The following is a 22,912-nucleotide window of genomic DNA, read 5'->3' as shown; positions in this document are numbered from 1 at the left end:
CAGAAATAGGGGCGGCGGCGATTACAGGTCGGCGTCGTTGAGCTCGGCCATCAGCGCGTTGAGTTCGTCATCCGACAGCCCGGAGGCGCTGAACTCGGCGCTTTGCGCCTGTGCAGGGCTGGCGTCCAGCGGCTGGGCGACGCTGGCCATGGCGGCGATGCTCTGGTGCTCGAACACGTGCTTGGCTGACAGCGCGATGCCTTGTTCGTGGGCCTGGGCCACCACTTGCAGGCTGAGAATCGAGTCGCCGCCGATGGCGAAGAAACTCTCGGTGACACTCACCCGAGGCAGTTTCAGCACCTTGGCAACGATGGCGTGCAACGTGGTTTCCATTGGCGTGCGCGGGGCCACGTGGCTGCTTTGGTCGAGCGAGTCCGGGTCGGGCAACTGCTGGAGATCGAGCTTGCCATTGGGCGTGCGCGGGAAGGCGCTGAGGGTGAGGACGCGGGTGGGCACCATGTAGGACGGCAAGCGTTCGCCGAGGTAACGCTTGAGTGCTTCGGAATCCGGCGCATAGCCATGGGCGGCAAGCACGTAGGCGAGCAGGCGTTTGCCGGCGGGTTGATCCTGCACGATCACTGCCGCTTCGCGCACGTCACTGTGGCTGCACAGTTGGCGCTCGATCTCGCCGAGCTCGATGCGGTAACCGCGCAACTTGACCTGATGGTCCTTGCGCCCCAGGAACGCCAGGCGCCCGTCGGCCAGCCAGCAGGCGAGGTCGCCGGTACGGTAGGCGCGGGTGCCATCGGCGAGGGTGACGAAGGCTTTGGCGGTTTCTTCGGGTTTGTGGCGGTAACCCCTGGCCAGGGTCGGGCCGGCAAGGATGATCTCGCCGGGTTCGCCGATGCCGCTGGCGACGTCGTGTTCATTGAGTACGCGCAGGTCCATGCCGGCGATAGGGCGGCCGATGGTCAGGGCGCGGTCGGTGTCGAGCACGTCGTAAGTGGCCCACACGGTGGCTTCGGTGGGACCGTATTCGTTGACCAGCAAGGCGCCGGGCAGGGCGTTGCGGTGCTGGGCAATCAGCGACGGCGGGCAGGCCTCACCGGCAACGATCCAGCAGCGCAGGCTGTCGGCGCCACCCAATTGATCCAGCAGCGCCTGGTACAGCGACGGCAGCGACAGGCCATGGCTGACCCGGTGGTGCGCGATCAGCTGGGCCAGGCGTGGCGTGTCCAGTTCTTCGCCGGGCGCCGGCAAGGCCAGGCGGCCGCCCTGGGCCAGGGTCCAGAAGATCCCGGCCACCGAGCTGTCGAAGGCAAATGATGACAGCAGCAGGTAGGCGCTCACGGGCGCCTCATACGCGGCCATGCGCACCTGAGTGGAATGGCTCAGGGCACCGTGGCTGATTTCCACGGCCTTGGGCGCGCCGGTGGAGCCGGAGGTGTAAATCAGGTAGGCCAGGTCGTCGCTGTGGGGCAGGGGCAGGGGCAGGGGCGGTAAGGCGCTGGCGGCGTGCAGGTCCGCCAGCACAATGCAGTGCAGGCCGGCCGGGACGCTGTCGGCCAGCTCGGGGCTGACGACGATGTGCGCGATGGCGCTGTCGGCGAGCATGTAGGCGCGCCGATCCTGGGGGTAAGTGGGGTCTACCGGCACATAGGCGCCACCGGCCTTCATCACGGCGAGCATGGCGACGATGGCGGCGTTGCCGCGCGGGAACAGAATGCCCACCGGCACGTTGGCAGCGATGCCCGCGTCCACCAGTTGGTGCGCCAGTTGGGTGGCGCTCGCGTCCAGTTGCGCGTATGTCAGGTCACCCTGTTGATCGCTGAGGGCAACGGCATCGGGCTGGCGCTGCACCTGGCGGGTGATCAGATCCACCAGTGTCACCGCTTCGATCACCGGTTGCTGTGTCGGTGCGGCGATGATCTGCGCTTGCTGCGGGCCGCTGATGGGCAGTTGCGCCCAGGCTCGCTGTGGGTCGGCCAGTGCCGCCTGCAGCAGTTGCGTCCATTGCTCGGCCAGGCAGGCCGCCGCGTCGGCGCTCAATACCGTGCCGTCGTAGACCAACTGAGCGCTGAGCCGCTCGGTGCCCTGATGAACCTGCAGGCACGCCTTGGCCGGGCTCATCACCGCACTGGCTGCGCGTTCGCGCGGGTCGCTGGCGCGCCAGGCGAAGGCATAACCGCCGCTGAAGTCGCCGGTGTAGTAGTCCTGCCAGCCGGCGGCATGATCTACCAGGGTGCCGATGTGGTCGCTCTGTTCCAGCAAGGTGGCCTGCGCCTGCAGGTCGATGCGCAGGGGCAGGCGCTGCTCGAACAGGCCCACGGCGCTGTCGAGTTCTGGCCCACGGCTGGGGTGAATCAGGGTGATGGGCACTTGCTGCTGCCCGGACAGGCGCCCGAGCAGCACAGCCCAGGCGGTCAGCATCAGATGGGCGGTGAAAGACGGGTGGTTGGGCAGGTTGATATCGAGGCATGCCGGGGCAAATCCACCGTCACGGGGTGTTTCCAGCGACAGTTGCAAGGCATGCCGTTCGTGCTCGGCCGCAGGGTGCCAGAACAGCGCGCCAGGATGCTCCGGTGCGTCTTCGACCAGGCTCCAGCGCCATTCGGCGTAATCGGCGTATTGCAGGGTGTCGGCCAGGTCCGGCGGGGTGTCTTGCAGCAGGGCAGTCGCCAGCAGCTTGAGGCTGGCGAGGTCCAGATGACTGCCGGCGGCAGCCAAGTGCAGCACTTGGCCGTCGGGCTGTTGCACGAGGGTGACCGTCAGAGGCTGTGTCCAGTCCTGGGGGAGCGACGGGATCTGCTGCGCCACGTTGACGCGCAGCGCGCAGGTGTCATGGATCACCTGCACCGGGTGGCGCAAACCGGGCACCGGAGTGAGCTGGGTGCGCAGGATTTCGCTGCCGCCCGCCAGCGCCTGCAAGCGCTGTGTGAGGGTGTCGGCGTCGACCGGCCGGGTCACGGTCCATTGCAGCTGGCAACAGAACGGGTGGCGGTTGCCGCCGTTGAGATGTGGGTAAAGGGAAGCCTGTTGCGGCGAGATGCGAAAGCCTTGAAGTCCGTTCATGTTCAACTCAACTGCAGAATAGGGGGGAGAGCGCTCACACGGCGACGTCGCTGGACAGCAGGGCTTCGGCCATGCCGGTCATGATTGCGCGCTTGCCGGTAAAGGGTTCGCGGCCGTGGACCGCGAGCATGTTGTCGATAAACAGCACGTCGCCCTGTTGCCAGGTGAAGCGCACCAGCGAATCGAGGTAGGCGGCGCGCAGGGCGTCCAGCACCTGGGGCTCGATGGGGGTGCCATCGCCGTAAAAGGTGTTGGTGGGCAGGTCGAGGTCGCTGAAGTTGCCTTGCAGCGAATCGCGGATGGCGGCCGGCAGGGTGCTGATGTGAAAGAACGTCGCGTGGTTGAACCAGACTTCTTCGCCGGTACGCGGATGGCGCACCACGGCCGGGCCGCGTTGGCGGGTGCGCAGGCGGTTGTTTGCCTTCCACTCGACCTCGATACCGACGCTGGCGCAGTAGGCTTCGACATCGCTGCGTTCGCTGGACTGGAACACGCTCTGCCATGGCAGGCCGAAGCCGTCGCCGTAGTTGCGCACGTAGAGCACGCCTTTTTCGCGAAAGCGCGCCTGGATGTCGCTGCTGATACGTGACTTGACGCTGCGGGTGGAGCCAATCGGGGTTTCGCCGCCGGTCTCGGAAGGCAACTGGCAGTAGAAGAACAGCCGCAGCGGAAACCGTGGCGAGTAGGAATGCTCGTTGTGGGGGAAGATCATCTGGTCGGCCGGGTAGTCGGTCGAGGTGTAGATATTGCCGCCCACCCGGGTGCGCGGCGAGGCGCGGAACATGTATTCCAGGGCGCCGGGAGACAGCGCGGCGATGACCTGATCGAAATGCTCCACGGAGTTGACGCCAAAGCCACGAAACAGCAGGGCGCCGTGTTGCAGCAGTTTCTGTTCCAGGGCGTCGCGCTCACTGGCGGCCCACGCCGCGAGGTCGACACCCTCGACGGCCGGTTCGAGCACCAGCGGCAGGGCATGGTCGGCGCTGAGCAGGCGTTCGCTGACCAGTTGCCTTGGGGCGACGTTCATCGCTTTGCGGCGTACGCCGCCGAGGGTGCGCGGCGTTGGGGGTAGGTCTGGCATACAGGCATCCACCTCTGTCAAAGGGTCAGTGAGCGTCGTTTGGCGTGCAACAACTGGCTGCGCCCGGCGCTGGCCTGGGTTTGCTGACTTTCGCGCTGGAAGGCCTGGTCCCAGGTGTCGAGCTGCGCACCCAGTGCGGGCAGCGACTCGCTCAGCCGTTCGCCGGCCTCGTCCAGCAGACGCGTCCACAGGTGTTGCAGGCGCAGGGCACGGGCCTGATCGAAGTGCTCGCCACGGTATTTCAGCGTGGCGTCGATGCCATGGCTGCCGTGCACCAGGTCCAGCACCAGGTGGAAATCCCCCGGTGGCTGGGCCACCTCCAGGCTGTGCAGTTGCGCGTCGGCAATCAGAGTCGGCGCTGAACGTGACGGTTGATAGTTGAGCTTGACCTGGAACAGTGGTGCATGGCCCGGGCGTCGTGCGGGGGCCAGCGCGGCGACCACCAGGTCGAATGGCAGGTCCTGATGGGCGTAGGCGTGTTGCGCCTGCTCACGCACCTGTTGGAAAAATTCGCCGAGGCTCGACTCGCCCTCGACCTCGCAGCGCAGGGTGAGTTGGTTGACGAAGAAGCCGATCACCTCGTTATGCGCCGCCAGTGGACGGCCGCTGACGTCGGTGCCGAGCAAAAAGCGCTGTTGACCACCCAACTGCTTGAGCACCAGTTGGTAGCAGGCCAGCAGCAGCATGAACAGGGTCATGCCCTGTTCACGGGCGAGGCCGGCCAGCGCATCGCAGCGCGATTGAGGCAGGCTGAAGTCCAGGCGGTGTTGCCCTGGCGCCGTGCCGTTGCCGCCCAATGCCAGGGTTTGCGGGATGTCGGCCAGGTGCTCGCGCCAGAAGTCCTGCTGCGCGGCGATGCGCTGAGGTGTCCAGTGCGCCGCTTCCCAGCGCGCAAAATCCAGATACTGCGGGGGGCGTTGAGGCGACGTATCCGCAGCCAGTTCGGCCAGCAACAGTTGCGCGGAGCGACCGTCGAAGGCGATGTGATGCACGGTCAGCAGCAGGTCGTGCCGCTCGCCCTGACTGATCAGATGCGCGCGCAGCAGCGGGCCGTGTTGCAGGTCGACGGGAGTGGCGTGTTCCCGGGCCAGGCAATCCTGCAGGTTGTTCTGCACGATCAATTGCACAGCGCTGGCAGGCACTACGCGCTGTTGCGGGCCGTCGACGCCGTCGTGGTAAACCGTGCGCAGCACGCTGTGACGGTCAACGAGCGCGTCGAGCCGCCGGGACAGGGCTTGGGTGTCCAGCGCGCCGTGCAGCGTCAGGTGCAGCACGAGGTTGTGCTGGGTGTCCTGCGGGTTGAGCTGGTGCAGGAACCACAGACGGCGTTGGGCGAAGGATTGCTGGCTGTGACTGCGGTCGGCCTCGGGCGCGGGGTTGACGAATGGGGCAGGGGTGCCGAGGTAGATCAGCAGCGCCTGTGCCCAGTGCCCCAGGTTCTGTTCGCCGAACAGGCTTTGTGTGTCCAATTCCCAGCCAAGGTCGCGCTGCAGACGCGCGGCGAAATCGGCCAGGCCGATGGAGTCCAGGCCCAGGCCGATCAGGCTGAGTTCGCTATTCACGGTGAGGTAGGGGTTGAGTTCGAGCAGGGTCTGCGCCAGCCATTGATGGCAGGCGGCGAGGTCGGGCTGCTCGCGCAATTGCGTTACTTCAAGGCGCTCTGCGGGCGCGGCGGCCGTGGCGCCGCTCTGGGCGATGATGCTCAAGGTGCCGGCCGCCAGCTGGGTGCGGGCGCCCTGGCGGGCAATCTTGCCGCTGGTGGTCATGGGGATGGTGCCGGCCTGCACCAGCACGATCTGATCGATGCCGCAGTCAGCCGCTTCGCGCACGGCGTTTTGCATCGATGCGAACAGTGCCGGGTGATGGATCGCGTCGACGAACTTGCGTTGCGGCTCGGCCACGATCACCAGTTTTTCGCGGCCCAGCACCGGGTCCATTTCCGAGAAGGCGGCAATGCGCCCGGTGCGGATGCCGGGCTCACTGTCGGTGATCGCAAACTCGATATCGTGAGGATAGAGGTTGCGACCGTTGAGAATCAGCAGGTCCTTGAGGCGCCCGCAGATCACCACTTGGCCCTGGTGCATGAAGCCCAGGTCGCCTGAGCGCAGGTAATGGCCGGGCTCGCCGACGATTTGCGCCTGGAAGGCGATGCGACTGGCCTCGGGGTTCTGCCAGTAGGCTTCGGCGTTGCTCGGGCCTTGCAGCCACACTTCGCCGATACGGTCGGCAGCACAGCGCTCGAAGGTATCCGGATTGGCGATGGCGATGCTGTGATGGGCCTGGGGATAGCCACAGGCGACGAACTCCACCGCTGGCGCGTCACCGCTGGCCAGGGCCACGCGACCGGTTTCCAGCACCTGTTTGTCCAGGCGCAGCACCACCGGCAGCGCGTCGGCCGGGGTGGCGCTGACGCACAGGGTGGCTTCGGCCTGGCCGTAACCTGGACTGATGGCCAACGGGTTGAGGCCACAGGCGGCGAAGCGCTGGGCAAAGGCGTCAAGGGTGCCGGGGTGGATCGGCTCGGCGCCGTTGATTGCGTGTTGCCAGGCGCTGAGGTCGAGCTGGGCGATCAGGCTGTCGCTGACCACGCGGTTGCACAGGGCGTAGGCGAAGTTGGGCGCGAAACTGGCGGTGGCGCGGTAGCGACTCAGCGCCTGCAGCCAGGTGGAGGGCGCATTGACGAAGGTCTGCGACGCCATCAGGTAGCACGGCATGCCGCTGTAGAGGGGCGCCAGCACGCCGCCGATCAGGCCCATGTCGTGATACAGCGGCAGCCAGTTGACCATGGCGCCATGTTCATCGAAGCCGTAGGCCTGGCGCATCAGCTCGACGTTGGCGATCAGGTTGCGCTGGCGCACTTCTACGCCTTTGGGCGTGCCGGTGGAGCCCGAGGTGTATTGCAGGAATGCCACCGTGGCCGCGTCGATAGACGGACGCTGCCAGTGGCCGGCAGGCGGCGTACCGAGGTCGTGCACGGTCAATACGTCGACGCGGTTGTCCACCAGTTCGCGCAGGGCCTCGCAATGTTCGACGGGCGCGAGGATCAGCGCCGGCTGCGCATCGACCACCACGTTGCGCACGCGGTCCAGATGCCGTGGCTTGCGCGACGGTGGCGGGAACAAGGGCACGGCGATCAGGCCAGCGTACAGGCAGGCGCAGAACGTGCGCACGTAGTCGAGGCTGCTGGGCAGCATCAACAGCACGCGCTCGCCCGGCCTGTAGCGCGCTTGCAGGGCAGCGGCCAGGGAGCGGGACTCTTCGTGCAGTTGGGCAAAGGTGAGCGTTTCGCCGACTTCGACGCCGTCGGGCAGAAAATGCAACGCGGCACGTTGCGGGAAGTGCAGGGCGTTGGCCTCCAGCACGTCTATCCAATGATTGAATGCGAACATGGTGGGGTTCATGCCATGGCGACGATGACTTTGCGGTCACCGGTATAAGGATTGCGCCCGTGGGCGACCAGTCGGTTGTCGAGCATCATGATGTCACCGGCCTGCCAGGGGAAGCTCACGGCGGTGTGGTCGTACACGGCGCGCACGCTGTCGAGCAGGGCGTCGGGAATGGCCGAGCCGTCGCCGAAGTACACATGACGCGGCAGGTTTTCTTCACCCACGGCCGCCAGCAGGCTGGCGCGCACGGCGGGCTCGATCGCCGAGACGTGAAACAGGTGCGCCTGGTTGAACCAGACCCACTCGCCGGTTTCCGGGTGCTGCAGCACGGCGGGGCAGCGCTGGCGGGTGCGCAGGTCACCGTCGGCTTTCCATTCCCACTCGATGCCATTGTCCTGGCAGTAGCGCTCGACCTGCGCACGGTCTTCGGTGTTGAACACTTTTTGCCAGGGCAGGTCGAGGGCGCCGCTGTAGTTGCGCACGTAGAGCAACTCGCGGCTGGCGAACAGCTCGCGGATGTCGGCGGGCATGCGCTGGTAGATCAGGCGGCTGTCGCAGATCGGCGTTTCGCCGCCGGTTTCGCTGGCTTTGATGCAGTGGAACCAGATGCGCGAAGGCCAGGGCCGGGTGTAGGCCTGCTCGTTGTGCAAGGGGATGAACTGGTGCGCCGGGTATTCGGTGGAGCTGTAGACCCCGGCGAACACTTTGCTGCGCGGCGTCGAGCCGAACTCGTAGCTGGCCAGTGGTGCGCCGAAGCTGGCGGCAAAGCGCTTGAAGTCGATGGGGGTGGCGACCGTGAAGCCGCGAAACAGCACGCCGCCGACGGTGCGCAAGCTGGCGTCGAGGCTGTCGCGTACGGACTGCTCGAGCGCATGGATCGATTGGCCGGGCTTGGCCTGCACGCACCGGGGCAGGGTGGCGCCGGGTGTTTCATCCGTGATCGACATGAGCTTGAAACGTCCGTCCTGGTGTTCGATGGAGGTCATTGTCTTGCACATCCTGTTTATGCTTTTGGCTTTTCAGCAACGTGACAGCAGGCCTTGAAAACCGGGCAGAGGCCTTCACAAAACGTTTAACAAAATGTGTTTATCTCGGTACGAAGGGCATACTAGGTGTTAATGAGAGGGATTATCAATAGTATTCCTTTAATATTTTTTTTGGCTTAGACTCCGTTTCGCTGGGGAAAAACAGCGTTTGCCAACGTATAAAAATTCGAATATTTGCGGTAGGGGAGCGGGGCGTGAACTACAAAATCAACACACTGGCGTTGGCGGTAGCATCAGCCGTCTGCCTGATGAACACTGCATGGGCTGATGATCAGCCAGCGGCGCTGGAGATCGCTCCAGTCACCGTCACAGGCGAAAAGATGAACCGCTCGCTGGATAAGACCCAGTCGAGTGTGGCCGTGATCACGGAGCAGCAACTGCGTGACAAGGCCGATCACAACCTGATCGACGTGTTTGCCCGCACACCTGGCGTGTACAACCAGTCCGGCAACGAGAACTGGGGTATTCGTGGCGTGCCGGTGTCCGGTTTCGATGACCAGGGCCCGGCAACCCTCAACGGTGCAATTTCGGTGTATGTAGATGGCGCCCAGCAACCCAACCGCGCGCTGACGCTGAGCCCGGTTGGCCTGTGGGATACCGAACAGGTCGAAGTACTCCTCGGCCCGCAGTCCACCACGCAAGGGCGCAACTCCCTGGCCGGTGCGGTGGTGATCACCACCCGCAACCCCACGTTCGAACCCACCTTCTCCGCCCAGACCAACATCGGCAACTACGGTGAACACGGCGTGGCCGTGGCCGGCGGTGGCTCGATCATCGACGACAAGGTCGCCGGCCGGATCGCCATCGATACTCAGGACGGCGACGGCTATATCCGCAACACCACCAATAACGACGACGCCAACCCACACCGCACCAGCAACTATCGCGGCAAGCTATTGATCACGCCGAACGACGATACCGATGTGCTGTTGACCTACGCGCACAACGAACACCGCCAGGGCGACAACTCAATCACCCGCATCGGCGACAAGGTGCAGTACTACAAGATCGCGTCCAACACCAAGGCCTACGACAACCTGAACCAGGACACCCTGAGCGCGAAGATCGACTGGCGCCTCAACGATGCCTGGACGCTGACCAACATGACCAGCTACACGCACTCGGGCTACACAGCGCGCAAGGACTTCGACCAGACCGCCACGGCCAACAACGTCATCCTGCGCGAGCAGAACGGCGACATGTTCAGCCAGGAACTGCGTCTGGGTTATCAGTCCGACACGGTGCGCAGCTTCGCCGGGGTGTATTTCGGCCATACCACCAACAGCTTCCACGACCGCTTGTTGTTCAACAACGTGCAGCGCGGCGCCGCCAAGGGCGATGTGGATATCAACAACGCGGCGATGTTTGGTGAAGTGAACTGGGACTTTGCGCCTGACTGGACGCTGATCACCGGCCTGCGCTACGACTACGAGACCAACGATACCGATATCAAGCAGGACGACTTCTCCAGCCCGTCCAAGGCGAAAAAGACGTTTAACGCGTTCCTGCCGAAGGTTGGCGTTGACTATCAATTCATGCCAGACCAGTACGTCGGGTTCATGGTGCAGAAAGGCTATCGCGGCGGTGGTGTCAACGTGCGAGCCGGTGGCGGTCACGTTGCCTACGATCCGGAATACACCACCAACTACGAGCTGTCGTATCGCGGGTCGTTCCTCGAGAAGAGCCTGCGCGCACGCGCCAACCTCTACTACACCGACTGGAAAGACCAGCAGGTCAGCGTGCTCGACCCAACGGGTAATTTCTTCCTGGTCTACAACGCCGGTCGCAGCGACATAAAAGGCCTGGAAGTGTCCGTCGAAAAAGACTTTGGCGAGCAATTCACCCTGAACGTCGGCGGCGCGATCACTGATTCCAAGTACAAGGAATTCAACACCGGTGACGGTAACGATCGCAGTGGCCAGCCGTTCCTCTACTCGCCCAAATACAAGATGTCGGTGGGCGGCACCTACCGCTGGAACGAGCGCCTGACCCTCAACACCGACCTGACCTACCAGAGCACCGCACCGTCCGACTTCGAGTTCGACGCCAACGGCAATGTGAGCAAGGTGCGTCGCAGTGACAACTATGTGCTGACCAACTTCAGCACCGAATACAAGGTCACCAAGAACGTCGCGGTGTCCGGTTACCTGAAAAACGCGTTCGGCAAGGAATACGTCACCAGCAACCGCATCGGCGACATCATCGATGTGGGTGCGCCCCGCACGTTCGGCCTGGTGCTGCGTTACGACATGTAAATCGCCGGACGCCGGGGACCCAGGTTCCCGGCGTCTGGTTTTGCCTGGCGCACTCCGCTTTCAAACCCAGCCTACCTGGAGCACTTCATGAACGCCGTTTCGAATGCCACCACGGGCGGTGCAGCACAGCTACGCCTGTCGCACACCGGGTTGTCCCAGCCTTATTGCCTGGATCTGACGCCGATGCTCGAGCGCCAGCAACAGCAGGAGTCGAATGCGCGCAGCTACCCACGGCGTATTCCATTGGTACTCGAACGGGCCCACGGCATCTACGTACAGGACAGTCGCGGCCAGGTGTTTGTCGATTGTCTGGCCGGCGCCGGCACTCTGGCGCTGGGCCACAACCACCCGGTGATCATTGAAGCGATCACGCAATTGATGACCGCCGGCGTGCCAATGCACACCCTGGACCTGATGACACCGGTCAAGGATGCCTTCGTGCAGGAAATCTTCGGCTGCCTGCCGACGGATTTCGCCCGCAACGCGCGCATCCAGTTTTGCGGCCCCAGTGGGGCGGACGCGGTGGAAGCCGCGCTCAAACTGACCCGCACCGCCACTGGGCGTCATTCGGTGCTGGCGTTCGAGGGTGCCTACCACGGCATGACCCTGGGGACGCTGGCCATCAGCGGCAACCTGTCACCCAAAAATGCCCTCGGCGCCCTGATGCCGGGCGTGCAGCGCCTGCCGTTCCCCCATGATTACCGTTGCCCGTTCGGCGTCGCCGGCGAGCAAGGCGTCACCCTCAACCTGCGTTACCTGGAGCACCTGCTCAACGACCCCGAAAGCGGCGTGACGTTGCCGGGCGCGATGATTCTGGAACCGATCCAGGGGGAGGGCGGGGTGATCGCCGCGCCGGACCGCTGGTTACAGGAGCTGCGACGCCTGACTGCCGCCCACGGCATTCCCTTGATCGTCGACGAAATCCAGTGCGGCATCGGGCGCAGCGGCCGCATGTTCGGCTTCGAACAGTCGGGCATCACCCCGGACGTGATCACCTTGTCCAAGGCCATCGGTGGCGGCTTGCCGTTGTCGGTGATGGTCTACAACGATTCGCTGGACGTGTGGCAGCCCGGCGCCCATGCGGGCACATTCCGTGGCAACCAGCTGGCCATGGCGGCCGGCACCGCGACCTTGCGCTTTATTCGCGACAATCACCTGGTGGCCCACGCCGAGACCGTGGGCGCGCACCTGCACAACCAGTTGCAGGCACTGCAGAGCGAATTCTCCTGGATCGGCGATGTGCGTGGACGCGGCCTGATGCTGGGCATGGAAATCGTCGATCCCCAGGGGGTCGTCGACGTGCAAGGGCATCCGCCCGTCGATGCGGTACGCGCCAAGGCGTTCCAGCAGGCCTGCCTCAGGCACGGTTTGATCGTGGAGCTGGGCGGACGTCATGGCGCGACGGTGCGTTTTCTGCCGCCGCTGATCATCACTGAGCAGGAGATTGATTTTGTGGCGCAGATCCTGTTTGAGGCGGCGCGTTCAGTTTGATAATCAAGGCTTCGATGCCTGGTCGGATAACTGGATGACATGGGTTTGCAGCATGAAGTTGAAGCTGGACACGCTGTTGAAAGTCAACGAGGCGTTGGCGGCCAGCGGTGATGTCAGCGCCTGGCACAGCGTTTCGCCCGGTAACACGTAAGCCTTGTTGAAGGTAATGCCTGCCTTGATCTGCGGGCTCGACATGTTCGGATCAAACCGAAAGATCTTGCGTGACGGGTTGCTCATGCAGAGTTTGCCCTGCGCTTGCTTGAAGCTGATTTGCTTCCAGGTATCGACTTCGGACGAATTGGGGTCGACGCCGATGACCACGGGCAGGTCCTGGCCTATGACGAACTTCACCTTTCCCGCCGCTTGCTCCTGTGGGGGCAGCCCTGAAAACAGCACACGTGCAATGTGTTCCCTGTCCAGAGGCTTGTTGCCCCGGTAGATCACGCGCACGGTCTGGTTTTTGCCGGGCGCGACCACCACGGTTTGCGGCACGGTATAAAGCACGCCACCGTCGAGGTCGTCATCTGGCAACTTGCTCACTTTGCTGTAGAGCAGCACGGCCTCATCACTGTTGTTTTTCAGGTCGATAGTGGCTTCTTTCTGCCCTTTTTGAATCAGCACGGCAGAGGCGCTGGGTTGCACTTGGGCTTCAGCCAGCAGGGGCAGGGCTGTCAGCCAGGCCAGCCACAGGCATTTTTTGCCAAGAGCAGTCAAAGGTTGTATCGATAATGTGTTCATTGGAGATCTCCAGTTGAGTGGGAAGTTTGCACATCTGGGTGCTGTCGGACGCATTGAACATGCCGGACGTTTGCAGTTGCTTGATGTTGTCCTGTTTGATCAGCAGCACGTTCTGGTCAATGAAGTTGGCGATCAAGTTGCCGTCCTGGTCATAAAAGACCGTGCGAGAACTGAGCGCTTCAGGCTTGTTCGTCCAACGCAGCAACACGTTGTTGTTAAGGGTGGGCTCGAAGTCGAAGTAGGAAACCGCGCCACGGTCGCTGATAAAGTCCACCTGGTTGTTTTGGAAGTACACGTCATCGTCCAACCCCTTGGGATTGACTTTGACGAAGTCAGGCTTGTTATCGGAGATATTGGCCAGCACCACTTTGCCGTTATAGTTTGTTCTTGCCGAGCTGCGCTGGCTGCTGACCTTGACGAAACCCTTGAGATGAGTGTCGACAATGGCGTAGGTGTCTTTGAGTTGTTCGGGTGTAAACACCACGCCCTTGTGATTGGCGGCGATTGAACCCGACAGGCTCAGGCTGTTTGACGTTGCACTGCGGCGCTCGCTTTCGGACTTGGAAACCGTCAGGCCGGCATGGGTGTACGGTGTATTGAAGTCGTTGCTTATATAGTTTTCTGCGGTGGCGGTGCGTTGGACACTGCGTTGCACATGGCCTGCCGTGACGCTGTAATCGCTATTGACCCGGGTGGTCAGATAGTTGTCCAGGCGTTGGGTGTTACTGTAAGCGTTGTATTGCGACCGGTAAGAAACATGGCGGCCGCCCACGTCGAATGGAATCGACAGGCTGGCATTCAACGTCATTGTGTCGCGCTGGGTATTACCGGGCGCTTGCAGGATAGACCCGGCACTCAGCGTGAGTGAGGCTCTTTTGAAGTTAGTGGAATAGCCTGCCGACCAGGTCGAATAACTGGCGCGGCTGTAGAAGTCATTCCGATTGAGCATGATGCTGAACGCATTATTGTCGCCCACCACAAAACTGTGCGTGATGCCCCAGGTACTTTTTATATCGGCCTGGTAATCATAAAGAACCTGGCCGACATAGGAGAAATTGCGGCTGATTGCCTGGTACGTAAGGTCGGTGCCGCCGTAACTGAGCGTGGCGTTAAAGTTGACACCCAATTTATTGCGCTCATTTCTCGATAACAGGCCATACGTGGTCATCTGCAGGCCGCCTTTAGTGAGGGTGTTGCTGACGGAGACGCCCTGATAACGCTGTTGGGCGACGACCGCGACGGTGGGGTTCACGGCATCGCTGTAGCGTTTTGAGTAACCCGCGCCTGCTGTCACGGCGGGCGTATCGGTGTTGGAGCGCCCGGCAAATGCGTAGAGCCCACTGCTTTGCGTGGTAGCGCGGCTGATGCGGGCACGGGAAATCTGGCGGGTATCGATGACCTGGCCATCGCGTTTGATCACCACCACCACATCCGACGTAAGTGAAGTCACCGGTATGGCGGCAAGGTTGTTGTGGCCACGGTTGACGTTCAAGGTGTAGACCAACTGGTCTCGCTGGTAGAACTCAATCACCGCCGGCGCATCGCTGTCGTAGGTGAAGGCAACGCTGCCAATGCCTGAGGGCGAGTCCTTGGTGTTGTAGACCACGCCATCCACGTAGCCCACGCCGAAGCCGCCATCGGGCGAGTTCAGGCGGCCGGCTTTGACGCGGCCAATGTCGAAATCGCGATCCAGATAAAGCGACTGGACGTTGTTCTTGCTGTAGCGCTGGGTTCTGGACGTAAAGCTGCTGAACGTGCCGTTGGCGCGCAGTAACGCGTTGTTTGCATTGGCGCCCAGTTGATAGGTTGCGCTCAGTGAGTCATTACTCGAACCGCCGGAGTCAAACGACGAATAGTAGGTGTTGTAATTGACGAAGGCGCCGGTTCCACCCTTTTGCCGTTGAATGAAGTCAGGGTTTTCCAGCAGCGCGCGCGGTACCGTGAGCTTCAGGCTGCGGTCGCTTCGGCTGAAGGTGGGCTTGATTCGATCAGTCAGCAGCACGTAGGTTGCAGCGCCGTTTTGAATGCGCTTACCCCAGGCGTCTTTTTTCAGACCGAACCGTTCAAGGTCATGGGCCGTATAGCCCGCTTGTCCTCCGGGCGCGCGATAAACCACAGTCTTGGCAATGAAGCGATCATTGACGTAGAGATGCACCGCGTTATCGCCAGCATACAGTTCTGTGTCGTGAAGGGCGTCCTCAACTTGCTGGTCACTGATGCCACTGATGCCGAGCAACTTGTTGTCAAATTTGAGTTGTGCGTGAGCGTTCATCGAGATGAAAAATATCAGCAGTAAGGAGTGGACAAGTTTCATGGCAATAAAAATGTCCCGCCGTCAGGCAGGACATTTGCGAACTCACACTAAATTAGTAGTAACGAACGTTGACTTGTGCCGTTCCGTTCCATGGAACTTGCGTGGTCGCGGTGATTTGGCTGGCCTTGTTTATTTGCGGTTCAACCTCGAAGTTCCAGGTGAACGAAGTGCCGCTGGCAGGGTTGTTACTGGCGTCCAGAGGACTCCATTCTTCTGCGGTGTAATAAGCCCAATTGGACATCAACGCCCGGCTGCTGGGCGTAGACATATGGTTGGCCGCGTCGCGGTTATAACCAAAGTTGGTGGTGTTGGTGACGCCGTCGACGGTGGTGCTGACCGGCTTCAGCACAAAGTTGCCGATCTTGTTCTTGGTCACCGGATCGATGCCGATACCGAAGATACGGCCCGAATCGCCATGGTCGGTGCGCCCGGCGCTATTCTTGCCGACCAAAGCGCTGGAAGGGTCCGCATCGACAATCCACATGGCGGTTTTCGTGGTTGTGCCTTCCGGGCAGTTAATAACGATCGTGGCTGGCTTTGCGGTGAGTGTGGTGAAGTCGGTTTTGTTCAGTGAGTCCCAAGGGATCTCGCCCCAGTCCAGATCATTGCCAGTTGGAATATTTACCGTACACGCGCTCGGTGTAATAACACCTTTAACGTTAATGTCGCTGGCGGCGTGGGCGATAAAGGGCGCGAGGGTGGCGAAGCCGGCAATGGATAACGTGGCACCCAGTTTGAAAAGTTTCACGGTCATACTCCTATGAATAATTAAAAGACGCTCGAAAGGGCAATGTCGATGGTGAAGTCGACCCTCTTTCAAGCGCGGCGAAATTATAGGAGTGTCAAACGTGGTGTTGGCCTGGAATATTCCAGTTCTGCTGTTAGCGAGGACAGTTCAAGCAAGACGTGGATTATGTGCGAGCTGTCAGATGCCGGCGTCGCGAAGTTGGTCAACGAAGTCGCGTATCGCTGTGTGTACGATTGAATGGCGCTGCGCCTCACGGTGCAAGTGCTGCGCCTGACGGGACAGTTCGGTCAGTTCGACCAGTTGCAACGCTCCGGCGAGTTTGTGCAGCAAATGGCCGAGGGTTTCGGCATCGTCACTGATCAGTGCGGCCTCTATGGCCAGCAGGTCCTTGCGACTCTCTGCGCAAAAACTGTCCCACATCACGGCCTTCAGATCGCCCATGCTGGTGACTGCCGAGTCTTCAGGCGGCGCGCACAGGTAACGCTCGAACAGGGTAATCAACGCACTGAGGACGATGGGCTTGAGGATGAGTTCATCCATGCCGGCCGCTCGAGCGCGCTGCTGCTCCTGCGGGTGAATGCTCGCCGTCATGCCTATGATGGGGATCGTCGCGGCGTCGAGCGCTGAGTCGCGTACCTGGCGCGTCATGGCGTAGCCGTCCAGTTCTGGCATATAGCAGTCGGTGAGGATCAGCGTGTACTGCTGCGTTTGCAGGCGTTCGAGTGCCTGCAGACCGTTTTCCACCAGATCGAAGGCGCAGTGCAGATGTTCCATCTGCCTTTTGAGCAGCAATCGATTGGTGGGGTGATCTTCCACGATGAGCACCTTGTGCCCCTTGGGGTAGCTGGAACGGGGCAACGGAATTCGGCGGCAGCTGTTGCGCCCCAGCAGCAGTTGCTCAAGGGCTGCCTGCAAGCCGCCCCAGGTCAGCGGGTTGACGCTCAGGCGGGTGGCCGGTGGGCCGACGGCATAGCCGGCAGGCAGGGCCTCGGTGGTGATCAGCAGCGTTCCGGGCTTGCCGGCAGATGCCTCATCGGCGGTGATCAGCAGGTCCTGCTGATCCGACGTGAAGTGAAGCCCCAGCGCCAGCAGGTGCTCTGCCAGGGCTTCTCGGTAGGGCGCGAGATCGGACGCGAGCCTCACCGAGTGCGCGGTGAACGGTTTTTCAAGCGCGGCGACCACGGGCAGGCTCAGGGTGAAGGTGATGCGCGTGCCTTCATTGAGGCGGCTGTGCAGGTACAGCTCACCGCCCATCAGTTGCACGAGTCGACGCGAGATCATCAGGCCCAGGCCCGAGCCCCCGTAGCGCCGGGTGATGGAGCTGTCGGCCTGCATGAAGGGTTGAAACAGACGCTCCTGCTGCTCCTGGCTGATGCCGATGCCGGTGTCCGCGACCAGAAACTCCAGGTGCTGCTCGCCATCATCGTGCTGGACGCTCAGTTCCAGGCGCACATGCCCGCTTTGGGTGAACTTGGTGGCGTTGCTGAGCAGGTTGAGCAGCACTTGGCGCAGGCGGCTGCCGTCGACTTCCAGCAACCCGGCAATGCGATGATCAATCAGACTGTGCAGCTCGAGGTCTTTGCTGTGTGCCTGATGACCGATCAGGCGCAGCACGCCGTCGAGCAGTTGACGCAGATCGGTGGGCTCGGGCGCGACAACGAGCATGCCGGAGTCGATGCGTGAAAAATCCAGGGTGTCGTCAAGTACCTGCAGGAGCGAGCGGGTCGATTCATTGACCATCGCCAGCATTTCCTGCGCGTCCGTGGGCAGGTGCAGGTCGCTCATCAGTTCGAGCAAACCGAGAATGCCATTCATGGGGGTGCGAATTTCATGGCTCATGGTGGCCAGAAACGCCGCCTTGGCCTCGGCCGCCTGTTCAGCGAGTTGTTCGGCGGCGCGAATGCTGGTGACGTCGATGAACGTGGTGAGCACGCCCTGAGGTTCGTCGCCGTCCAGACGATAGGGGGTAACGATGTACAGCCAATGCTGATCGCTGCCATCCTCGCCCACCAGAATATGCTCGCCTTGTTGGCGCTCATCGTCACGCAGCGCCCGTTCGACCATCTTGGAGATGCGCTGGCGCACCTGCGCGGGGTAGTAGCTGATTTCGTCGACGCAGCGCCCCAGTATCTGGGCCGCTTCAACGTTGAAGGTTCGCTCATAGGCTTTATTGAGCATCAGGTAACGGCGATGACGGTCTTTGATGGCGACCGGGTACGGATACGATTCAAGCAGTTCGCGGCTGAAGCGCAATTGCGCTGACAAGCGCTGTTGCGCTTCCCTGAGGGCGCGCTGGCGGGCTTTGAGGGACAGGTGCGCATAGAGCAATACGCCAATGATCAGCAGCGCGGCGGACCCTATGCTGCCGACGATGCGCCACAGGCGTTGCGGCGAGACGCCGACTTCATAGGTATTGCGCAGCCACTGCTGGGCAAACAGGTCGCGCTGTTCTATCGGAATGCTCTGGATGAGCTGATCCAGCAGGGCCACCAATTGAGCGTGACGCTCGGTCACCGCGATGGACAGCTCCAGCGGCAGATCGGTAGCCGCGGCAATCTTGAGGCTGTCCGACCAGCCTTTCTCCAGCAAACGGTCGACTGTTATCAGGTTACCCACGTAGCCATCGGCCTTGCCGGTGCGCACCAGCTCAAAGCCATCAGCCGGGTCGGTCACCAGCAGCAGCTTGCTGTCGGGCACCCGTTGCTGGAGGCGTTGCGCGAACTTCGGTGTGTCCGGCACGACCAGGGTCGCGCCGTTGAGTTCTTCGATGGCGGTTTTGGCGGGTTCTCCGAGCCGTGTCACCAACACGTTCGGAATCCTCACGAAGGGCTGTGTGTAGCGCCAGCCGGGCAGGTGTTCGGTGGACGGGTCCACCGGAATACGCAGGTCGGCCTCGTCGGACGACGCCACCGTGCCGCTTCGCGCGGGGATCTCAACCACTTTGAGCCGCAGCGCATTCACCAGGTATTTCAGGTAGCTGTAGCTCAGCCCATTGGGGCGACCGTGTTCGTCGAGGAACGACATGGGACGGAAAGTGGTTTCATAACTCACGCGCAGCATCGGCAAGTCATCCACCCATTGGCGCTGCGCGGAAGTCAGGTGGGAGGAGGGCTGCATGCGTTGCTTGAGCGAGTGCTTGTCCAGCCAGCGCAACTGCAGGTCGTTGAGGAAGTCCGACGGCGTGCGGGCCATTTCTGCGGCAAGGGCGTCGCGCAGGTCGGCCCGAAGCGTACTGATGCCGAAGTGCAGACCTGCATTGTCGTACAGGTCCTGCTGGCGAACCTCAAGGGACTTGTAGCGACCGCTGCTGAACAGTGCTTCGAGCTGGTAAGGCTCGCCCAGATAGGCGTCACCTTCGCCCTTCTGCAAGGCGTTCAGGGCTGACTGGGTGTCTGCGTAGATGTGCAGCTGCGCGGGCGGCAGGCGTTGGCTCAGCCATTGGGCAGTCGTATAGCCTTGCTCGGCGACGAATGAGTGTGACGTCAATTCGGCAGACGTAATCGCTGCGCTGCCGTGCCGAACAACCAATACCAGCGGGGAGAGCAGATATGGGCTGGAAAAGTTCATGCAGCGCTGACGCGTGGCGTTGGTCTGCAAGTCCGGCACGATGTCGATGTGCCCTTCGCACAGGGCTGTGGTGGCTTGTTCGAAGGTGGCGAACTGGCGGAATTCCAGCTTCAGATTCAATTGGTCTGCCAGGTAGCGCAAGTAGTCGATGCTGAATCCGGCCGGGCTGTCGCCCACCCAGAAGCCCAGGGGAGGGGTGGTCTGTACAGGCAGACCGACCACCACAGTGTTGCCCGAAGCCACGTTTGTTTCGGTTGATGCCACGCACAGGCTCGACACCAGCAGTGTCAGCCATAACAGCCTGCGCAGGGCGTTGATCACCCCGTGTGCTCGACGGTGGATTTGGCCAGTGAGGCGTAATACTGATACAGCTGCGCGTCGGACTGTATGCCCAGTTTGCGCTTGGCCGAGTTCTTGCCCCAGCTCACCGTCTTGATGCTGCGATGCAGGATTTCTGCGATGTCCTCGGGTGACTTGCCCGACGCCAGCAGTCTTACGATCTCCAGCTCCCTGGGGCTCAGCTGTGCTTCTTTTGCTGTGCTGCGGGGCGATTCAGCCAGCGCTTTTTTCAATGAATCATTCAAGTAGATGCCCCGGCGCAGCACGGTGCGCACCGCCTTGGGCAGACAGAGAATGTCGCTGTTTTTTTGAATGATGCCACGGACCTTCGCCTCCAGAATCAACCGCAGAATGCCGAGGTTCTCTTCACCGGTCAGTACCAGCACGGGCAGGTTCGGGTAGCGTCTGTTGAGCACACCCAGCATGTGCAGGCCGTCCATATCCGCGCCGGGCATCGAATAGTCCACGATGAGCACGTCGCACTCGTGGCTTTCCAGCGCGCTGAAGAGTTCCGGGACGCTGGTGGCGGTCGCCTGGATTTTGGCGAAGCTGCTGTCATTCAGCAGTACGACCTGGCAACCGTGCAGGATGGCAGGGTGATCGTCGGCGATGATGATACGAGGAATCATGAACGCTGCTCCTGGGGAACTGAACAAATTGGCCCGTCACTGTCGCCCGATTTCTCAGCACGCAAAAGTGTAGCGTGAGTACCGTGCTGCGCGCCTGTTTAGTTGAAACGAAAGAAACGTGAACGATACAGGCATGCAGGTTTGAAGAGACTGGAAAATTCCAGTTCCCTGGGGTGTGGCTGAATCAGCCCGGCCTTTGCCATCGGAACGCTCGGTGCGGTACTTCAACTTGAACTAATCACTGCGTCATTCGCCCTAACGCTGTGCAGCTATCCGCCAGCCCGGATTGACACCGGGTTGCCCACTACACGCGAAGGTTTTGTGATTATGAAAAGTGAACAGGTAGAAGGTGTTGTAGAAAAAGTCGCTGGCAAGGCTCAGAGCGCTGCCGGCAAGCTGTTTGGCGACTCGAAGCTGCAAGCTGAAGGTGCCGGGCGTCAGGCGGCGGGTCAGCTGACCCAGACCTACGGTGATGCACTTGACAGCGTTTCCACGTTCGTTAAAGAGAAGCCGGTTGCCGCTCTGGCAATTGGTGCGGTCGCGCTGCTGGTGCTGGACCGTCTGCTGCGCCGCTGAACCGGGGTGAGCAATAAACGCCACAGCCGCAGCGCTCGTCGAGCGCACTGATGCCAGCCCCGTTTAACACACGGGGCTGGCTGTTTTTTGGGGTCGCGGGTTTGCAAGCGCTTCGCAGCCTCGGAGAACCTGGGCTGCGGCCGCGCCTCTTCAGGGTTGCTGGTAGTGCCCGGGAATGTTGTTACCTTGCTCGTGTCGCGTTCTTTTCTGCACCTGAACGTCACTCAAACGGGCGTCCTTGAGTTCGCTGAACGTTTGTTTGAGCAGGGCTTCTGCCTGCCGGGAATCGAGGTGTTCAGCGTCGTGCTCCAGCGTTCGGCTTTGCGGCTGGTTGTCGAGGATGAAACTGACAAGGTAATGCGGCTTATCGAACATGATGGCTGTCCTTTAGGGTGTGCTCAACCAAGGCCGGTTGTGCCAGGTTGGTTGGCGGCCGTTTCCAGCTTGACTTTGATCCAGCCCGGGAAGTGCTGATCAAACTTCTGAAAAGCGCTGATGGCGTCCCCCATGGGTTCATGCTGTGTCAGCACTTTGGAGGGATCCACCCGACCTGCCAGCGTCATCTCAATGAGCTTGGGGATGTACTTGCGGTGATGGCAGTTCCCCATGTTCATTCGCAGGTTTTTATTCATCGCGGCGCCGATGGGAAAACGGTCGAATCCTGCAGGATAGACACCAATTATCGACAGCGTGCCCGCCTTGGCCAAACCTTGCACGGCCCATTCCAAGGCTTGTGAGGGCTTATCGCCCGGTTGCCATTGCGCGCCGTCGCAGGCCTGGCCGTGGTGAGCGTGGTTGGCGTCGACGCCTACGGCATCAATCGCGCGGTCCACGCCAATATCATGCGTGAGGCGATGCAGCGCCTCAACGGGGTCCTCCTTCTCGAAATTGATGCATTCAGCGCCAAGGTCCCGCGCGCGTTCCAACCTGTCGTCCAGGCCATCGACGGCAAAGATGCGTCCGGCGCCCAGCAGCTTCGCGCTGACGATCGCGAACAGACCTACCGGCCCACAGCCAAACACCGCAACGGTGTCACCGTCCGTTATTTCCGCCATTTTGGCGCCGAACCAGGCGGTGGGAAAAATATCCGACATTGCAATCGCCTGGTCGTCAGTAATGGCGTCGGGCAGTTTGATCAAGCCGATATTCGCGAAGGGGATTCGGGCCTTTTCCGCTTGCAGCCCATTGAACGGGCCTGTGGCCTTGGGGCCACCAAAAAAGGATGTGCCAGCAGTCTTGCCGTTGGGGTTGGCAACGTCACACTGCGCAAAATAACCGGCGCGGCAGTAAGCGCAATTGCCGCACGCGATAGTCGACGGCACCAGTACACGGTCGCCGATCCTCAGGTTGCGCACATCATCACCCAATGCCTCCACGATACCGACGGCTTCATGGCCCAGAATCGTGCCGGGTTGCATATCCGGCGCACTGCCACGAATGAAGTGAAGGTCGGTGCCGCAGATGGCCGAGGCCGTTATGCGGATGATCGCGTCGTTGGGAGCTTGCAGCGTGGGCTCGGCAACGTCATCCAGCCGGATGTCGCCGACACCGTGGAACACAATAGCTTTCATGTTGCACCTCGCGTGGTCAGGGGAGGGATGAGTCAAGCCGCCTGGAAGTGAACACACCCACTCGCGTTTTGCAGCAGGCTGCACGTTCGAACATCGATGCAGCAGACACCTATTGCGATAACGACGCTTTCGAAAATGTTTTGCGAAATCCTGAAACGT

14 protein-coding genes are annotated in these 22,912 nt (G+C 61.6%); 3 read left to right on the top strand and 11 right to left on the bottom strand.

The window, feature by feature from the left end:
- Positions 1-21: 21 nt before the first annotated feature.
- The 4 genes from H045_RS09095 to H045_RS09080 are packed head-to-tail and all read right to left on the bottom strand — an operon-like array spanning position 22 to position 8,465.
- Complete coding sequence (locus H045_RS09095; protein ID WP_015372157.1) at positions 22-3,012, bottom strand: non-ribosomal peptide synthetase; 2,991 nt, start codon at positions 3,010-3,012, stop codon at positions 22-24.
- A 34-nt stretch (positions 3,013-3,046) separates the two neighbouring features.
- Positions 3,047-4,093: a TauD/TfdA family dioxygenase gene (locus H045_RS09090; RefSeq protein WP_015372156.1), complete on the bottom strand. Its 1,047-nt coding sequence runs from the start codon at positions 4,091-4,093 to the stop codon at positions 3,047-3,049.
- Between the two features lie 17 nt (positions 4,094-4,110).
- Positions 4,111-7,482, bottom strand: coding sequence for a condensation domain-containing protein (locus tag H045_RS09085; protein ID WP_015372155.1), 3,372 nt, complete (start codon positions 7,480-7,482; stop codon positions 4,111-4,113).
- An 8-nt stretch (positions 7,483-7,490) separates the two neighbouring features.
- A complete protein-coding gene (locus H045_RS09080; RefSeq protein WP_015372154.1) occupies positions 7,491-8,465 on the bottom strand; it encodes a TauD/TfdA family dioxygenase in 975 nt (324 codons plus the stop codon).
- A 254-nt stretch (positions 8,466-8,719) separates the two neighbouring features.
- Between H045_RS09080 and H045_RS09075 the strand changes: the two genes are divergently transcribed.
- Positions 8,720-10,780, top strand: coding sequence for a TonB-dependent receptor (locus H045_RS09075; protein ID WP_015372153.1), 2,061 nt, complete (start codon positions 8,720-8,722; stop codon positions 10,778-10,780).
- Positions 10,781-10,867: 87 nt separating this feature from the next.
- The gene (locus H045_RS09070) at positions 10,868-12,271 is read left to right on the top strand and encodes a diaminobutyrate--2-oxoglutarate transaminase (protein ID WP_015372152.1); all 1,404 of its coding nucleotides are present in this window, start codon (positions 10,868-10,870) and stop codon (positions 12,269-12,271) included.
- A 3-nt stretch (positions 12,272-12,274) separates the two neighbouring features.
- Here H045_RS09070 and H045_RS09065 read toward each other — a convergent pair whose 3' ends face one another.
- From H045_RS09065 to H045_RS09045, 5 genes are all read right to left on the bottom strand, one after another.
- Positions 12,275-12,985, bottom strand: coding sequence for a fimbria/pilus periplasmic chaperone (locus H045_RS09065; RefSeq protein WP_003230626.1), 711 nt, complete (start codon positions 12,983-12,985; stop codon positions 12,275-12,277).
- On the bottom strand, positions 12,921-15,323 hold the full coding sequence (locus tag H045_RS09060) for a fimbria/pilus outer membrane usher protein (protein ID WP_015372151.1): 2,403 nt from the start codon (positions 15,321-15,323) through the stop codon (positions 12,921-12,923). Before H045_RS09060 ends, H045_RS09065 begins: the two co-directional genes overlap by 65 nt.
- A gap of 52 nt (positions 15,324-15,375) precedes the next feature.
- Positions 15,376-16,071 carry a DUF1120 domain-containing protein gene (locus H045_RS09055; protein WP_169794336.1) on the bottom strand — a complete coding sequence of 232 codons (696 nt, stop codon included), beginning with the start codon at positions 16,069-16,071 and terminating at the stop codon, positions 15,376-15,378.
- Positions 16,072-16,248: 177 nt separating this feature from the next.
- Positions 16,249-19,959, bottom strand: a complete 3,711-nt coding sequence (locus tag H045_RS09050; RefSeq protein WP_015372150.1) for an ATP-binding protein — start codon at positions 19,957-19,959, stop codon at positions 16,249-16,251.
- Entirely contained in the window at positions 19,956-20,606 is a 651-nt protein-coding gene (locus H045_RS09045) for a response regulator (RefSeq protein ID WP_003230632.1), read from the bottom strand. Before H045_RS09045 ends, H045_RS09050 begins: the two co-directional genes overlap by 4 nt.
- Positions 20,607-20,933: 327 nt before the next feature.
- Here H045_RS09045 and H045_RS09040 point away from each other — a divergent pair, with 327 nt between their 5' ends.
- Positions 20,934-21,182: a CsbD family protein gene (locus tag H045_RS09040; RefSeq protein ID WP_003230634.1), complete on the top strand. Its 249-nt coding sequence runs from the start codon at positions 20,934-20,936 to the stop codon at positions 21,180-21,182.
- A gap of 150 nt (positions 21,183-21,332) precedes the next feature.
- On the opposite strand, the gene H045_RS09035 is transcribed toward H045_RS09040, so the two are convergent.
- Both H045_RS09035 and H045_RS09030 read right to left on the bottom strand, forming a co-directional pair.
- Positions 21,333-21,557, bottom strand: coding sequence for a hypothetical protein (locus H045_RS09035; RefSeq protein WP_003230636.1), 225 nt, complete (start codon positions 21,555-21,557; stop codon positions 21,333-21,335).
- A gap of 23 nt (positions 21,558-21,580) precedes the next feature.
- Positions 21,581-22,753 carry a zinc-dependent alcohol dehydrogenase gene (locus H045_RS09030; RefSeq protein ID WP_015372149.1) on the bottom strand — a complete coding sequence of 391 codons (1,173 nt, stop codon included), beginning with the start codon at positions 22,751-22,753 and terminating at the stop codon, positions 21,581-21,583.
- Positions 22,754-22,912: the final 159 nt, after the last annotated feature.

The organism is Pseudomonas poae RE*1-1-14 (genome assembly GCF_000336465.1).
Classification (GTDB): domain Bacteria; phylum Pseudomonadota; class Gammaproteobacteria; order Pseudomonadales; family Pseudomonadaceae; genus Aquipseudomonas; species Aquipseudomonas poae.
This window is presented reverse-complemented; position numbering and strand designations above follow the sequence as displayed.

What these genes read in the sequence shown, in the direction of transcription:
- H045_RS09095 (WP_015372157.1), bottom strand. Translation starts at nt 3,012, where the DNA reads ATGAACGGACTTCAAGGCTTTCGCATCTCGCCGCAACAGGCTTCCCTT.
- H045_RS09090 (WP_015372156.1), bottom strand. Translation starts at nt 4,093, where the DNA reads ATGCCAGACCTACCCCCAACGCCGCGCACCCTCGGCGGCGTACGCCGC.
- H045_RS09085 (WP_015372155.1), bottom strand. Translation starts at nt 7,482, where the DNA reads ATGTTCGCATTCAATCATTGGATAGACGTGCTGGAGGCCAACGCCCTG.
- H045_RS09080 (WP_015372154.1), bottom strand. Translation starts at nt 8,465, where the DNA reads ATGACCTCCATCGAACACCAGGACGGACGTTTCAAGCTCATGTCGATC.
- H045_RS09070 (WP_015372152.1), top strand. Translation starts at nt 10,868, where the DNA reads ATGAACGCCGTTTCGAATGCCACCACGGGCGGTGCAGCACAGCTACGC.
- H045_RS09060 (WP_015372151.1), bottom strand. Translation starts at nt 15,323, where the DNA reads ATGAAACTTGTCCACTCCTTACTGCTGATATTTTTCATCTCGATGAAC.
- H045_RS09045 (WP_003230632.1), bottom strand. Translation starts at nt 20,606, where the DNA reads ATGATTCCTCGTATCATCATCGCCGACGATCACCCTGCCATCCTGCAC.
- H045_RS09040 (WP_003230634.1), top strand. Translation starts at nt 20,934, where the DNA reads ATGAAAAGTGAACAGGTAGAAGGTGTTGTAGAAAAAGTCGCTGGCAAG.
- H045_RS09035 (WP_003230636.1), bottom strand. Translation starts at nt 21,557, where the DNA reads ATGTTCGATAAGCCGCATTACCTTGTCAGTTTCATCCTCGACAACCAG.
- H045_RS09030 (WP_015372149.1), bottom strand. Translation starts at nt 22,753, where the DNA reads ATGAAAGCTATTGTGTTCCACGGTGTCGGCGACATCCGGCTGGATGAC.